This is a genomic window from Nostoc sp. NMS4, assembly GCF_017115095.1.
Taxonomy (GTDB): Bacteria; Cyanobacteriota; Cyanobacteriia; order Cyanobacteriales; family Nostocaceae; genus Nostoc.
The window spans coordinates 29,488-47,486 of sequence record NZ_JABXKI010000111.1 but is presented as its reverse complement, the minus strand read 5'-3'; the positions used below and the strand labels follow the sequence as shown (position 1 = coordinate 47,486).

Sequence of the window (17,999 nt, the reverse complement as noted above, 5' to 3'; positions counted from 1 at the left end):
AAATATTTACCTCTGGTTTTTAACGAACGCATAAAAATGGAATACTAAAATTCCCGATTTTAACAACATCTGAAATTTAAGGTTGGTGCAAAAAGTTATTTAATACTTTTAAGTAAACATTTAAATCTTTTTCCCATGAATCAATAAAATGTAATAGCTGTAACTTTTCTGGAGTAGAATTTAGTTCTATTTTGTGAGGAATAATACCAGTGAATAGAAGACTTGGAAAAACTTGATTATTAGACAAATTAAGTTCAACTTCCTTAATTTTGAAATAAAGTTGAACCTGCTCGAAGATATAAACTAAATCAATGACGACTGTAATAGGTTTTAGTTCGGAAGTGAAACATTTTTCATGAGAAAGTAATGTAACAATATATTGATGTACTAATTCTTTATTACTTGTAACACTACTCTCAAATCCAATAAAGCTTCTGATATTAGTATTCACTGCCTCGTATTTAATATGAGAAAATACATTCACATATTTGTGAGCAATACTTGCAATTCTCATCCCTGCGGATTTCTGGCTAATGAATGGTTCTATGAAAGTTAATGAATTACCCTGATTGATAATCCTTATACCATTTGTAAAAATAAATTGGATAAGCTCATTTGTAGCAGATGACGAATGAGATACTTCCCAATCACTTGGAATAATATTATTTTGCTTAAGAGCATCAAAGCTAAAACTAATGCTACTAGGCTCCTTTATACAAAGATTTATTGATAACTCTTGGAGTGTTGTTACTGGCTTGACTATCAAAAAGTTATCTGTCTCATTCTTCCACTGATTCATAAATTTATGTTTGTTTATGTAACAATAAAAATTGTAATGTTTTCTCTTTCTAAGCTAGTATTTACACGGAAAATTATAGATTAGAATGTCTACTGCAATGTTCAACATAGGCTTTTCGCACTGCTTCTGCTTCTTTATAAGGTAGTTCACCTCGAAAACTATAAAGGAAACTTAACTCAAAACCTAATGTTTCAATATTAGATTGTTTGTTTGTTTTGTTGAATTGCTCAATACTCTCAAATACCTGACTAAATTCAGTATAATCATACTCTTCAGGTAAAGGTGTTGTATCAGAACGAAATGCTGGTGTTGTAACAACCCAAGAAGGCATTCCAATTTCTCCATTTGTACTAAGGATCTGAGACTGGTTTATTTGCGGCGTACCACCATATCTCTCATGAGCAAATAACCATCTTACTAAGACTGCATCAATCTCTGGTAATTTTACAAGGCTTTTAAAGTCAATGTTCATAAATAGAACTTCTGAAATTCCTTGGAAAACTTCAGACCAAGTAGACAGTAATTTAAGATTTGAGTCCGCAACAATTAATTTCAGCATAAGAGTTTATTTTCTAAGTTGGGTAATTGGCATAGAATCCCAAACACTTGGAGGATTTAGGTATGGAAAGAGTTCTTCCGGTATAACTACTGCGTCAACATTTCCGTCTACACGCACTTTCATGTCCGGTGTAATAAAATCTTTCGGGATGTTAGTTTCCAATATAGTGTATGGGCCTTCATGTTCCCATGCTTGATATGCCTGTTTAGCATAGCTTGCCGCAGCTTCTGGTGTTTCAGAGAAGTATTTTACTTCTCCCCATCCAGGATGTGAAGAACGGAATATACCTTGAGTGGTGATGTCTCCAAGCTCAGGATCTTTAACTGCACGCCATAATGTAAATTTCTCTACGTTATCTCCCCATTCGTTACATATATTATGAACAAGAATTGCAATGCTAGAGACAAAATAAGTATGTAGTTCCTCAACTTCAATATTATAGACAGTAAATTTCCCTACTCTAGAATTAATAGCGTTGATAGAAACAATCTTTCCATCTTTAGTTAAAAGTTGACTTCCAGCCTGTAATGCTCCTGCTTCTACCCATCCTTGTCTAAGAACCCAGAAAGGATGCTCAGGTGTACAAGTAACTATCTCACCAGCAACTTGAATATCCAGAACAACAGAAGATTCTCTCTCAAATTGCTGCAAAATTCGCCGATTTTCAATCACTCCTGACTCTGGGTTACAAGCGACTACCCACTCCCCGACTTGCAGTTCTTCGATAGGCTTTTCGCCTTCTGGGGTCAAGACTGCGGTACCAGCAACAAAACATGTATCATAACCACTAACTTCATCTTTACGGAAAGAGATGCTAACTGACTCTGGAGATTCTTGATTGATGCTAACTTTTACATTATTTTGATTCAGAATTCCTTCAATTTGCTTAAGAATTGGCTCTCTGCCTTGTTTAGTCAAGAAAGGTGCTATTGAAGCAACAATATCAAAAATACCAGTCAATACACGCGGATGATCCTTATCATGAATTTCCTCAAAACCAGTCTTAATCCCCATCACAGCAAATGGTATAGCAGCAGCAGGAAATGCAGTAAACAAAGGGCCTAAAATAGCGCCTTGATAAGTACTTTGTAAAACTTCATAAAATGAGAGTTCATCTCTAGCACCATCAATAATTTCTAGGTCTTGGTGAACCACACTAAAAGCGGCTCCAAACAAAGCGCCTGTTATTACTGTCTGACTAATGCTGCTGAGGAAACTATTAATCGATTCAGCAGCAGAGAGTTCTCCCAAGGATTCGTAGCCAGAGGGGTCAGTAAAATTAACAGGATTAGCATTGGCATAGACATAAGCATTTTCACTAATCGGACTAGCCAAATGGCCAGCAAACGCATCCTTTGAGATAAACCTGCCTAGATCCGAGTTATAATATCTAGCTCTGAGATAATCCAACCCAGTGTTATCTCTCTGCTCACCCGCAAACTGATAAGCATTACCCGAACCCCCAGCATGAGCAATTAACCGCCCAAAAGCATCATAGACATACCTATCTGTAACCTGACCAGTAACATCAGTCAACAAGCGAGTGGAACCCAAACCATCAGAATGATAGAATTTCTCATCACTACCACTCTCAGACTTAATTAAACCCAACCCGTAAAAATACTTCGTCAAAATTTGACTATTGGCATCATACTCTTGCAGAACCTTAGAATAACCTCTAGGATCGAGGAGATAATTCTTCCTGACACCATCGGTAATACTTGCTACTCTATTACCGCTAGAATCGTAAATATATTTACTTTGAGAAGAACCACTAGCATTAGTAGTAGTTACCCCAATTAATCGATTTTCACCATCATTAATCCATTGATAAACAACAGAGTTAGTCCCATCATCATTCGTCAACATGGAACCATTATTGTCATAGGTATATTGAGTGACCTTAGTTCCAGATGTCTGCGAAATTAGTCGATTATTCTTGTCATAAACATACGTCGTTAATCCACTGCTGGGATCAGAATCATTACGCTTTAAGCGATTTCCGACCAGATCGTAATCATAGCTAATAGTTCGATTTCCCAGAGTTGGATCGGTAATCGACTCAAATTTTAATTGATTGACTTCATCGTAAGTGTAGTTAACAGTTCTACCAGTATCCTCTATTACTTGAGTGCGATTGCCCACCCCATCAAGGGTATAAGCATAACTAGATAAGACCCCGCCGAAAGCGTCACGAGTTTCGATTGACTTGAGTCTATTACTCGCGTCATACTGCTGGGTTTGGGTTGTACCATCAGCCAAAGTCGTACTAATTAGATTCCCTACCGCATCATAGCCGTACTTCGCCAACTGCCCACCCGATGTAACCGTATCTAACCTATTCAGCAGATCGTAAGAATAATTGACCGTACTAGCACTGGTTGTTAAAGTCTGAAGATTACCTAATACATCATAGGTATAACCAACCGTTCGACCATCTGGATTAGAAATCAAATTCACCCTGTCATAACTATCAAATCCATAACTAGTAACTCCTCGACCATCAGTTACAGTTTTCACTTGAGAAGTAACGGGGTCATAAGTATAACTAACTGTAGCAACCAGAGGATTAGAGAATGACTTGTTTGCTAGCCGTCCGTACTGGTCATAAGCATAAGTAATAACATCGTCATTGAAATCTTCAGTGTTGGCTACTTGTGCAAAATTATTGAAAGTAGTGGTAGAACGTTGTCCTAAAGGTAAATTTGTCGCAACTTGACGATTGAAAGCATCATATTCATAAGTAGTTTTATTATGATTAGCATCTTCAAACTGCGTTAATCTACCTAAATTGTCATAAGTGTAATTGGTAGTGGCTTGATTAGCTAATTTAACTGAAGTCAGTTCGCCCAGATTATCATAGAAGTACTGGGTGATATGTTGATTGCCATCTTTTACCGCCGCAACTTGACCGAACTGGTCGTAAGTAGTTTCAGCGCGATCGCCATTGGCATTAATGACTGCGGTTTTACGATTGTATTGGTCGTACTCGTACTGAGTAGAATGGTTTAATGCATCAGTAACTTTAACCAGACTGCCGCGACTGTTGTAGGTAAATTGAGTTTGCTGATTGAGTGGATTGGTTATTGCTGCGACTTTGCCAAAAACGTCATAATCGTAGTTGGTGGTCTGTCCAAGCTGATTAGTTTCCGACTTGGTGCGTCCTAAAGCATCATAGGTAACTTTGGATGTCGTGCCGTCAAAGTAAGTAGTTACGCTCGGTCTGCCTTTATCATCAATAGCAATCAAAGTTGTGCGATTTCTGGCATCGGTGACTGAAGTTACTTGACCGTCAGTATTATAAGTATAGGTAGTGTCATTACCAGTACTGTTACCAAAGAAATCTCTTTCTCGACTGACTCGACCCAAATTATCATAGGTGTATTCTGTACGAGTGCCGAAAATATCAATCTTTGCCTGAACGCGATTTGCCGCAGTGTATTCTATCTTCTCTTTCGGATTGTCATCTGGATTGTCAGGAGTGAGATCGGGCAAGATAGTATCAGTCAATCTGCCTAATTCGTCATAAACATAGCGAGTTTTCAGTTTTGTGGCAGATGTTTGGGAAATAACTCTTCCAGCAGCATCGTATTCAGTTAAAACTACAGGGTTATCATCTGGGTTATTAGGGGTATTGTCGGGCAGAATAACTTTAATTTGTTGCCCTTTGTCGTCATAAAAATACTGAGTCCGATTATGTTTAATATCTGTAGTGGCAATGACATTACCTTTAGCGTCATATTCGGTTGTGGTAACATTTCCTTGAGGATCTGTTACAGAGGTAGTACGTCCTTGGTTATCGTAGGTGTAGCTGGTATTTAAAGTTTGGTTCTCTTGGGGGAAAACCATTGACAGAGTTTTGACTTTACCATTGAGGTCATAAGTAGCAATAGCTTGGTTGCCGCGACTATCGGTAAAGACTGTGGGATTCCCGAAATCATCATAAGTATATGTTGATACTTCATTGTCCGGTGCTGTTTGTTTTATTAATCTACCAAAACCGTCATAGCTAAAGGTTGTAGTTTGTCCGTCTGTGTTGGTTCTAGATAATAAATTACCATGTTTGTCATAAGTTGATGAAACTATCAATCCTGTAGGCGAGATGATGTTAAGGGTTTCGCCATACTGGTTATATGTAATATGGGTAACATTTCCATCTTTATCTGTCAGAGTTAAAGGATTGCCTTTGCTATCATAGGTATAAGTTGTGGAAACACCGTCTGGGTCTACTTTTTTGAGCAAATTATTGTCTTGGTCATAAGAGCGAGTGATGATGCCAGCAAGAGCGTCAATCTCAGTGACTACATTCCCGCGCTCGTCATATTCATAAGTGGTAGGATGGCCCAGTGCGTCAGTTATCGTTTCAGTGGAGTGACTGGGATCATAAGCTAACTGCACTGATGCACCTGCGGCATCAACCATCTTCTTCAAGCGTCCATCATCACCGTACTCGTTTCTGACACCAGTTTTGCCCAAGGGATCGATGATTTTGTCGAGGTAGTGCTTACGCTCTTGGTCATACTCCATGCGTGTAGTATTGTTCTCGCGGTCAGTGACGGACACCAAATCGCCCTGAGCATTATACTGGTAATGAATTTGCTTACCTGCGGGATCGGTAACAGTCGCAATCCGTCCCTGCGCGTCCCGCTCAAAGGTAATCTTTTGCCCAGTCGAGCTAGTGATATCCGCATCCGTATAGGTTAACGTGTTACCATTCGTATCCGTGACAGTCAACAAATCGCCCGTTGCGGCATCAATCTGGTAAATAATGCCCTCTTTCGTAGTCAGCGTATAAACACCACCATAATAAACATCAGCAGGATTATAGGCACTGCCAGCTAGCCCGTAGTACTGATTAGTGCCAGCGCCATGAATGATGCGGGTATTTTGAACGGTAAGCGTATCGGTTATGCCAGCATCAGCCACAAACGAGGGGTGATATATATTAGGGTCAGAATCAACACCGCCAGCACCTCTTAAAAACTGAGAAAGTGAGTCAATTGTCGGCTTAAAAGTAAACCCTTCCCGTTTTCCGCCAGGCAAAGTAATGTATACTTTCGTGCCATCCTTGAACGGATTCTGACCCCCCAGTTCCGCAACTTCTCCACTGGGTTTACCAACAGAAGTCCGCAAGTCAGTATCTCTGAATTCCATCCGCCACCCATAGCCGAAATCATCAGTAGTACCCGATGTCAAAGAATCATACGTGCGAGTTAGGGTAATTGGGATACCAGTAACAGGAATCGACAAATCCGTGAACGACAGCCGGAAATTGCCGAGCTTCAATTCGCCAGAAACATTAACCGTGTCTTCTACAAAGCTGACATTCCCGCCTTTATCATGAGCTTCCAGCCGCAAAGTGTACGAATCATTTTCCAGCAGCGAGGGGTCAAATTTACCCAGCACACCATTATTAACAGTGCTTGTGCCTCGGAAAATCTCTCTGAAATCGCTACTGCCAATGGGCGCAACCAGCAACGTGTAGTAATCCAGGTTATCATCGCTGACAGTACCTTTAATATCAACTGGCGCGGTAACTGTACCTTGCGCGATCGCACCCAAATCAAGACTGACATCGGGAGCGCTGACATCACTAGTATCGATTACTGCCACATCGAATGTTGCTTGCCCAACATTACCAGCCGTATCTGTGGCGATCGCTTTTGCGGTAATCGTCCCAGCTTGGGTAGGCGTAAACCTTGCCATCCCGTTTGCATCCAGCACCACAGAAGTACCGTTGATCAACAATTGCAAACCTGCAACCTTTGTATTATCCGTAGCCCGTGCTTGGAACGTTATCGATTCTCCGAGGTTAATCAGATCATAACTAGCAATAAGTTTCACCTTGGGAGCAACAGTATCAGGAGTGACATTTAAGTTAAAAGTTTGTTGAGTATTAAAACCAGCCGAGTCAGAAACAGTGAGAGTGATAGCATGGTCGCCAACTTGGGCATTATTTGGTGTCCAACTTAAACGTCCCTGGCTATCAAGAATCATCCCTAAATTTTGGGAAGCGGCATCTATTGAGTAAGTCAGGCGATCGCCCTGGGGGTCAAATGCAATAATATCGTAGCGATATAAAGTATTAGGAATTGCATTATTTGGTGGAGTAGTAGATTGAATAATCGGTGGAGTAATGGTTTTGGCAGTGAGCATAAAACCTTGGGCTGCACCAGAATTACCATCATCAGCACCAACAACCACTTGATAACTGCCAATCACAGGGTTAGCCCAAGTTAATAAACCCGTATTGGCATCAATAGTCATGCCATCTGGAGCCGAAAGCAGCTGATAAGTAATAGTATTATTGTCCGCATCAGTGGCAGCAACTTGGTAATTATACGTGTGACCAACAGCAGCCAAGAATACAGGAGTTGAACTAATGACCGGAGGATGATTAACAGGAGTAGTACCAGCAATTAAAGTGTAGGTTTGATTAGTGCTAGCACCTTGATCATCAGTGGCAATAACTTGGATATCGTATTTTCCAACTTGGTTTGCGGTAGGTGTCCATTGAATTAAACCATCTTTGGTAATAGTCATCCCTGATGGTTTACTACCTAAAGTGAATATTAGGGCATCATTTTCTGGGTCAGTTGCCAAAGCCTGATAACTGTAACCTTGTCCAACCCCAGCAATGGTAATCGGTGTAGAGACAAATTTCGGCGGACTATTAATGCCGTTAACATGGATTGTAAATTCTTGGACGTTGTAAGCACCGTAGATATCTGTTACTTGAACGCTAACTGTGGTATCGCCAATTTGATTAGCCGTTGGTTGCCAAACAATTGTCCCAGTTTGCTCATCAATCACCATACCTTGTGGTGGTGGCACAGTGTCAGAAACGAGACTCCATGTTAAGCGATCGCCATCTGAGTCAATTGCTGTAGGCTTGTAAATGTAGGTTCGACCAAGTGAGGTAACGGTACTTGGTGTAGAAGTAATTGTGGGAGGTAAGTTTGAGAGTTGATTGCTGACTTGAATTGTCCAGTTTTGGGTAGTAGTACCACCTTGTCCATCACTGACTTGCACGCTAACTGAATTGTTACCGAATTGACTAGCCGTTGGTTGCCAAACAATAACTCCTTGATTTAAGGTCATACCCACAGGTGCATTTACTAAACTGAAGGTAAGGGGGTCGTTATCTGGGTCAGTTGCTTGTAAATTGTAGATATAGGGATTTTGGGTTCTTGTACTTGTGCGAGGTGTAGAGGTAAATACTGGTGAATGATTAACATGAGCATTCACAACAGTCAAGTTGACTGATTGCAAATTAGAATTGCCAAAACTGTCTTGAACTTGAATGGAGAATTGTTGATTGCCCAATTGGTTAGCAGTGGGTGTCCAAGTCAACAGTCCAGTACTGCCATTAATTACTGCCCCGCTTGGTGGATTTACCAAGGAAAAGGTTACGGAGTCATTGTCGGGGTCGGTGGCAGTAGTTTGATATTGGAATGGTTTACCTACTTGCGGCTGGAGATTATTTGGAGATGTCGAAGTGAAGACAGGGGGATGATTATTTGGTACTAATTGGACTTTAAGATACTGAAGTGCTTGTCCTCCTTGACCATCTGTTGCACGTAGCAGGACGTTGAATTCTACGTGAGTAGGAGCATAAGCACCTCTACCAATAGCTGTGAGGCGGGCTTGTTCAGCGTATAAATCTTGGTAATATTTTTCAACTTGGGTAGAAGTGGGAGACCAAACGACCATGCCATCATGAGCATCTACAGCCATACCTTCGGGAGCAGTTATTAAGTCGTAGGTAACAATATTTGCATCTGGGTCACGAGCGAAGGCATTGTAACGCAATTGTTGATCGGCTTTTAGTAGAGTAATAGCAGGTGGCGTAGTGACGAAAACAGGATTTTGATTGGGAGGAACAATGGTGGCTTGGGTAATGCCAAATAAGTTGTTATTCGTTTCTCCTGCGGCTGTAATTGTATCAGTCCACACATTTGTTGTGGGTGAGGTCATAGTGTAGCCGCTAGGTAGCAGTGTGCGGACTGTATACGTACCAGGTAGCAAATTCTTGAAGCTAAAGTAGTATTTGCTGTTGATATCTAAGCTATTGGGGGTGTTATCTTGTTGGGTAATTTGATAAGACTCACCTGGCTCTAGCTGACCGTTGTTATTTTGGTCGAGGTAGACGGTAACGCCATTCATGAATGGTTCTTTGGCGTAGCGGTCATCAAAACCAGAGAAAATGTCTGTCAATTCGTTGATATCGACAACTTGAATAGCATTGGGGTCAAGTTCTTGTAAAGTTGAATAGGTAGATGCAGAACCAATGGCAAAAGCATTCAGATTTCCGCCTTTACTCTTAACGTCATTGGCTAGGGTTTTTGCCACTGTTGGGTCTAGATAGCCGTAGCCATCCGACATATATATAACATTTGGCGTTCCTGGTAGTACGTTGATTAAGGTGTCAATTTTCTGGGCGACTTGAGTAAATTTGCTGCTACCACCTGATGTGTAACTGTTGAGTATTTGTAAATAGTCGGGGATGGAGTTGTTATCGAGGTCAGCAAAAGCAGTAGTGTAGGTAACTAGTCCGGTATGAGCAGCCGGATTCATGTCTTGAATAGTACCATCATTGGTGAAGGGGATGAAGCTAATTTTTACCTTGTCCCCGCCACCCATTGCAATGATGGCATCAATTGTGGCTTGAATTGCTGCTTTTTCGGCATCTAAAACGGTTTTGACATCTTTGTATTTGCCATTCCCGTGGAATGGGGCGATGGTACTACCGGAAACGTCAATGGCAAATACAATTGAAGGATTATCACCAGTAATTAGTTTGGAGTCGAGAAGTCCATTGGCGTTGAGGTCGTTGAAGACTGCACCTTGGATAGTGCCTAAGCTTTGGTAAATATCGACGCTGAAGGATTGAGAGTCTTTTCCACCCCGCTCATCTGATACTTCAACTGTAAAATTGGCTTTGCCGCCTACAGCCACATTACTGTCAGGGAACCAAAGTAACTCGCCTGTATCTTTGTTAATTAACGCACCGATAGGAGAGTTAACCAAACGATAAGATAGTTTGTCACCGTCAGCATCAATTGCTTTTACTGAATAACGGTATGCATCATCAGTTAAAGCAAAGCGTGTTTCAGGGTTACTGCTGATAACTGGGTTATGATCTTCTGGGTCTGCACCAACACGAATCTTGTAATTTTGGACATCAGTGCCACCCTTACCGTCCTTAACACCAAGCTGGACTGAGAATACACCCAAAGCATCGGGGTCACTGCTGCTTGTACCCCCTGTACCTGGAGTAATGATCGTATTAGTGGTGGGAGTATAAGAGAAGACACGGAACTGGTAATTAATCTGGTTGGTATCGGGGCCACCTTCCATTTCTAGATAGTAATCTCCAGTTTGAGCGATCGTCACCGAAGCATCAGTGCGAATGTCGTTGTTAAAAAGTAATTGATTACCTGGATCGTAGAGTTTCCATCGGTAGTTTCCATTCGGGGCATTGGTGGCAATACTGTCGAAGAAGAGGTTGTCTCCAAGATTCGCTTTAATTTTATAGATTGAGTCTAAACGTCCATCTGTGAGTGAATCGGCGATCGGTATGCCATAGTTAACAGATTGAACGTTAGCAGTTTCTAATACCTCAAAACTGTAAGGATTATTATCAGCGCCTGATATATTGCTAACAACTAAATGATACAAGTCATTTTGCGTCAAGGTGTAAAGGCTAGTATCAGCCCAAACAGGTAGCTGCCAATAGTAACCCCCTGGATTATATTGCGTAAAGACTTGCCTACCACTGGAATCATACAAAGTATAATTAGTAGCTCCAGCCATGCCGTTGAGTAGAATCTTTAATCCGTTGACCCCTTGGAAGGTGTAAACTTTAGCCTCAGCATGATTAAGGGTACCAGTAACGGGGCTATCCATTTGTAGGTAGTTGGTTCCAGGTCCCAAAGTCTTCGGCAGTTGCAACAACTGGAAGGTGGCTATAGTGGTACCACTAAAGCCACCGTACACTTGCAGTTTGTAATCACCACTTTGAGTCAATACTATTGGTGCAGTACCATACCTTGGATCTTGTCCATTGAAAACATAAGTACCATCTGGATTCAGCAACCGCACCCCGAGATAGTAATTACCACTATTTCGATTTTGCTCATCTGTGCCATTGTACAGCAAAATCGTGCCCGCAGAGGCAGTGAAGTTATAATCTTGATTAGCATTAACAGACAGAGTCTGCAATGTACCAAAACCAGAATTGGTTGTTGCAGCAGCAGAATTATCTGTCACGGTGAAGCTGTAATTGACAGGATTGCTACTGCTACCTACAATCGCCAAAGTGTACACACTGTTAGCAGCCAAAGTCACCTGGAAATTAGGACTACTAGCATTGGGGGCTGCCAAAACTGCACCACTAGCATCGTAAAGTACCCAGTTAGCACCATTCCAAGTTGTACTACCCAGATTAAAGTTAAGTGCTTGTCCGGCTTTGCCACTGTAAGAGTAAAAGTTAACGCTATTTCCCATCAGGCTACCGTTGGTAGTCGTGCCCACACTCAAAGCTGTGGCTGCCGCCATGTCAGAAAAACGGAAACTGTAATTACCTGTGGTTGCCCTATCGCCATCAATTGCCAAGCGATAAGTCCCCGAATCAGTAAGTATGATTGGTGTCCCATCCCGATCAAGAGTGTTGTCGAATAATTGAACTCCGTTAGGCGCAATTAACTTAGCATGGATGCTACTGCTACCAACCAAGGCATCTAAGAACAAGTGTTGACCAACTGTACCTATAAAGGTATAATCATCCCTTTCACCCGGCTTACTCAGGGCAGATGTTACTGTGGCGCCCAAAGCTAAACTTGTGGTAGAAATCGGATCTGTATAAGCCGTGAAGCTGTAGCCCAGAGACGCAGCCCCATAACCACGTACTCCCAAAACATAAGTGCCAGCAGTTGGCAGGATAATACTGAAATCGGGGCTAGAATAATTGGGTGCAGCGATCGCTTGATTATCCGCTCCATACAGTACCCAGTCAGCTAGACCATAAGGCCAATTTGTCGCTCCTAAGTGGAAGTAAAGACGTTCTCCTGAGGTACCAGTGAATTGATAAAAGTCAGTTTCCGTACCAGGATCGAGAATAGCAGAAACAGAGGTATCTAAAGTGAGAGTTGGTCCAGCATCAATATCTACTAAGCGGAAACTATAATCGCCAGTGGTTTCACCAGTACCATCAATGACCAAACGGTAATTGCCGGATTCACGCAAGAAGAAAGGAGCAATATCGTTAGCCAAGTTACCATCGGCAACTACTACGCCACTGGGACTGTAGAGTTTGGCTGTAATTTGAGCCACACCTGCTAATCGATCCCAGTATAGACGTTGACCAGAGCGAGCAGTGAAGGTATACGTGTCGGATTCACCCTTCTCAATCAGGTTACTACTGACAGTGCTTCCCAAAGTATAAGCAGTGGTCGGCAGAGATGGCGTGGCAATGCGGAATTTATAATTGGGATTGCCAGCACTGTTACCTGACTCTACCAGAAAATAGTCGCCTGTAGATGGGAGCGCTAGTTCTTGGTCAGCGAGAATATAATTGCTAGTAATATACTGACCACCTGGGCCATAGAGATTCCAGTAATTATAGTAATCCCCTGCTTGCTGATCGATGTAAATATACTGCCCTTGAGTCCCGCTAAAGTGATAGGTATAACTTTCTCTACCTGTAAAGGTTCCACTGACAGTAGTATCTAAGGTATAAGAAATAGCATCAGCTTTATCTAAAAGACGGAAGCTGTAATCGCCTGTATTGACTCCATCACCATCAATTATTAACTTGTAAGTACCCGACTCTTTGAGAGTGTAGGCACTATCAGGGCCAAAATCCTGATAAAGACGACCATCCTTAACATCAATACCACTGGGAGAAATTAGACGGACAATAAAGCCTGGGTCATTGTAATTAAGTCCGTCAAAGAATAATTGCTGACCGAATGTACCAGTGAAAGTGTAAGTATCATTTTCTCCAGGCTTGCTAATTGTACCGTTAACAGTGCTACCCAAGGTGTAAGCAGTTATTGGCAGAGATGGGGTGGCAATACGGAATTTGTAATTGGGATTGCCAGCGCCGTTACCTGACTCTACCAGAAAATAATCGCCTGTAGATGGCAGCGCTAGTTCTTGGTCAGCGAGAATATAATTGCTAGTAATATACTGACCACCTGGTCCATAGAGATTCCAGTAATTATAGTAATCTCCCGCCTGCTGGTCGATGTAAAGATACTGTCCTTGAGTCCCACTAAAGCGATAGGTATAGCTTTCTCTACCTGTAAATGTACCACTGACCGTGGTATCTAAGGTATAAGGAGTAGCATCGGCTTTATCTAAAAGACGGAAGCTGTAATCGCCTGTATTGGCTCCATCACCATCAATTATTAACTTGTAAGTACCCGACTCTTTGAGAGTGTAGGCACTATCAGGGCCAAAATCCTGATAAAGACGACCATCCTTAACATCAATACCACTGGGAGAAATCAGCCGGATAGTGAAACCTGGGTCATTGTAATTAAGTCCGTCAAAGAATAATTGTTGACCAAATGTACCAGTGAAAGTGTAAGTATCATTTTCTCCAGGTTTGCTAATTGTACCGTTAACCGTGTTGCCCAAGGTGTAAGCAGTTATTGGCAGAGATGGTGCAGAGATACGGAATGTATAATTAGGATTACTAATCCCATTACTTGATTCCACTAAAAAATAGTCACCTGTTGATGGTAACGCTAGTTCTTGATCTTTATAATAAGAGTAGATATTAGGACCAGTAATGTATTGACCACCTGGTCCATAAAGTCCCCAATTATAATTGTTATAGTCGTCTATCTGATCGATGTAAATATACTGCCCTTGAGTCCCGCTAAAGTGATAGGTATAACTTTCTCTACCTGTAAAGGTTCCACTGACAGTAGTATCTAAGGTATAAGAAATAGCATCAGCTTTATCTAAAAGACGGAAGCTGTAATCACCTGTATTGGCTCCATCACCATCAATGACTAACTTGTAAGTACCCGATTCTTTAAGGGTATAGCCAATATCAGGTCCAGAATCCTGATAGAGGCGGAGGTCTCTAACATGAATACCACTGGGAGAAATCAAGCGGGCAGTGAAGCCTGGATCATAGTTACTTAGTCCGTCAAAGAATAATTGTTGACCAACTGTGCCAGTAAAAGTGTAAGTATCATTTTCTCCCGACTGGCTAATTGTACCGTTGACCGTACTGCTCACTGTGTAAGCAGTGGTCGTGAAAGTCGGCAAACTAATACGGAATTTGTAGTTAGGATTGCTGCTCCCGTTACCCGACTCCACTAGCAAATAGTCACCTGTAAATGGTAATACTAGTTCTCGATCGTTGTAGTAAAAGTAAGGATTGAGAGTGCTGATGGGCTTACCTTCTGGGCTGTAAAGAGTCCAGTTGTAGTTCTGGTTTTCTAACTGGTACAGGTAAAGAAGCTGCCCTTGAGTAGCACTGAAGCGATAGGCGTAACTTTCTACGCCTGTAAAAGTGCCGTTTACTAGAGTATTTGGAGTATAAGGTGTAGCATCGGCTTTGTTTAAAAGACGGAAGCTGTAATCACCAGTATTGCCTCCATCACCATCAATGACTAACTTGTAAGTACCCGATTCTTTAAGGGTATAGCCACTATCAGGGCCAATATCTTGATAAAGACGACTATCCCTAACATCGATACCACTAGGAGAAATTAACCGAACAGTGAAACCTGGGTCATTGGTATTGAGTGCGTCGAAGAATAATTGCTGACCAAATGTACCAGTGAAAGTGTAAGTATCATTTTCTCCAGGTTTAGTAATTGTACCATTGACTGTGGTGCCCAAGGTGTAGGCAGTCATCGGCAAGCTGGGTGCGGAGATACGGAATTTGTAGTTAGGGTCATAGCTTCCGTTGCCAGACTCTATTAGGAAGTAGTCACCTGTGGCTGGTAGTACTACGTCTTTGTCGTTGTATATCTCACTACTAGTAATGTATTGCCCCTCTGGTCCGTAAAGATTCCAGTAGTTGTTTCCGTAATAAGTGTAACTGCCTGCCTGCTGGTCAATATAGATATACTGCCCTTGAGTAGCACTGAAGCGATACGAGTAGCTTTCTTTACCTGTAAAATTGCCACTGACTGTATCATCAAAAGTATAAGGCGTAGCTCCAGCTCGATCTAAAATGCGGAAAGAAGCACTAGTCGCCCCTGCTGAACCATTAGAGAAAAGTAAATAGTAAGTACCAACTTCTTGGAAGGTTAATTTTCCAGGGACAGTACCCCAATCGCCACCAGCATCATTCCAGTCAACAACAGTTTGCCCACTAGGAGAAATCAGTTTCCAAGAAACACCAGAATTAGCAGTCAAGCCGTCGTAGAATAGTTGTTGAGCGATCGCACCCGTAAATTTGTAGGCAGTTGTTTGATATGCACCCAAGTTGACGGTAGTGTTTGTATTCAGTGTCAGATTGGTGGCTGTTCCCAAATCAAGTAGCTGATATTTGTAACTGTCGTTAGTCGTATTCTGAAGCGTGTAGCTACCAGTTATCGGTAGCATGAAAATACCGTTGTCATAAGTACTATTAACGTAAAAGACTTGACTTCCAGTCGGATCTAATAACTGAGTAGCAATTCCACTGTAGTAAATATTGGCTACTAGAGTATCAAAATAAACAAGCGTACCTGCATTGGCTGTAAGGGTTTGTTTACTAGGGGTTGTTGTACTCGTCCCTGTGTAAATTGTACCAAAACCCTCATTGGTGACTGAAGTAGAGCTAATATCGTTTACCTGGACATTGAAATTGACCGCGCTACTAGCAAAATTCCGCACTGCCAATACGTAAGCCCCTGTCGTCGGTAAGGCTGTCTCAAAACCAACTCCTACATTATTCAAACTGGCAGAAGCAAAGATTTTCCCAGCAGGGCTGTACAACACCCAATCAGCATTCGACACAGAAGTTAAATTATTGAACTGGAGGCGCTGTCCGGCGCTGCCCTCAATTCGATATAACTGTACCTGATTTGCTGGTAAACTATTTGTGAAAGGTGTTGAGAAAGTTAAAGATGTAGTAGTATTTCCATCTGCTATACGGAAGCTATAAGGATCGGTAGATGCGTTTACCCCATCAATAACAAGCTTGTAATTTCCGCTTTCAACTAATGTGAAAGTTCCATAGTCTCCATCGGAGAGTTGACGGTCAAACAATTTAAAGCCACTGGGACTGTAGAGACTAGCTTCTGTAGTGTTGGCTACGCTGCTGATAGTATCAAAGTACAACTGTTCTCCTGCTGTACCTGTGAATGTGTATGTGTTTAAATCACCTTTTTTAACAATCGAATCACTGACAACATTCGGTGTGATGTTACTACCCAGACTCAACGGTATCATCGGCGTGTTATCGGCGAAAATATGGAAACTGTAGTTAATTGAGGCGTTAGTATCTGTCCCTTGGCTACCTGCACCTTGAACTAGTAAAGTGTAGGTGTCTGTCCTAGATAAGGTCAACTCAAAGTCATTACTTAAGGGGCTAGCAGTAACGCGATTATTAGCAGGGTCATAAATGTAGAAATTCCCAGATGCAGCCAACAGCGAATTTATGTAGAGGTGCTGTCCGGCACTGCCATTAAACTGATAAAGTTGTGTTGATGAACTAGGAGTCAGCGTGCCAGTGACATCACTATCTAGGGAAATAGTCGTTGCTTGACCGACATCTAGCATACTGAAGCTATAAGCATTCGTATTTCCACCCACAGCATCAATTACTAACTTGTATGTGCCGTTTTCATTTAAAGTGAAGGGGAAGGCATCGCCGTCGGTTAAATACCTATTGAAATATGTGATGCCGCTAGGACTATAGAGTGTGGCTATATCTGTGTAATATCCACCATCTTTGAGTACATCAAAGTCTAACCGTTGCCCTGCTGTACCCGTAAATGTATAAGTGTTGACATCACCTTTCTTAATAATTGAGTCATTAACAACATTCGGTGTGGTATTCGTACCAAAACTTACGGTTGTGGTAGGTGTGTTAGAGTTAATAATGTGGAATTTATAATTAATCGGAGTGCTGCTATCGGTTCCTTGACTACCTCCACCTTGTACAACCAGAGTGTAAGTATCTGTTTTGGATAAGGTTAGTTCAAAGTCATTTGCCAGCGCAGTCGCAGCAACACGATTATTTCCAGAGTCATAAATATACCAATAACCTGCTGCACCTAAGAGCGAGTTCATGTAAAGATGCTGTCCGACAGTGCCATTAAACTGGTATAATTGCGTTGAGGAGCCGGGAGTGAGCGTGCCATTGATATCAGTATCTAAGTTAATTGGCGTTGCTTGAGCGACATCCAGCATACTAAAGCTGTAAGCTCCTGTATTTCCCCCTATAGCATCAATTACCAGCTTGTAAGTGCCATTTTCGTTTAAGGTAAAGGGGAAAACATCACCATAGTTGAGGTAGTAGTTATCTAGGTACTTGATACCACTAGGACTGTAGAGAGTAGCTGTATCTGTGGAATATCCACCATCTTTGAGTACATCAAAGTCTAATCGTTGCCCTGCTGTCCCAGTGAATGTATAAGTGTTAACATCACCTTTTTTTACAATCGAATCGCTGACAACATT

General features: G+C 41.8%; 3 protein-coding genes. All 3 read right to left on the bottom strand.

Annotated elements, in window-relative coordinates:
• Window positions 1-76: 76 nt before the first annotated feature.
• Window positions 77-799: a hypothetical protein gene (locus tag HWQ37_RS08260; RefSeq protein ID WP_292745729.1), complete on the bottom strand. Its 723-nt coding sequence runs from the start codon at window positions 797-799 to the stop codon at window positions 77-79.
• Between the two features lie 73 nt (window positions 800-872).
• Complete coding sequence (locus tag HWQ37_RS08255) at window positions 873-1,358, bottom strand: hypothetical protein (protein ID WP_292745727.1); 486 nt, start codon at window positions 1,356-1,358, stop codon at window positions 873-875.
• A gap of 6 nt (window positions 1,359-1,364) precedes the next feature.
• Window positions 1,365-17,729, bottom strand: a complete 16,365-nt coding sequence (locus HWQ37_RS08250; protein ID WP_292745725.1) for a putative Ig domain-containing protein — start codon at window positions 17,727-17,729, stop codon at window positions 1,365-1,367.
• Between the last annotated feature and the right edge of the window lie 270 nt (window positions 17,730-17,999).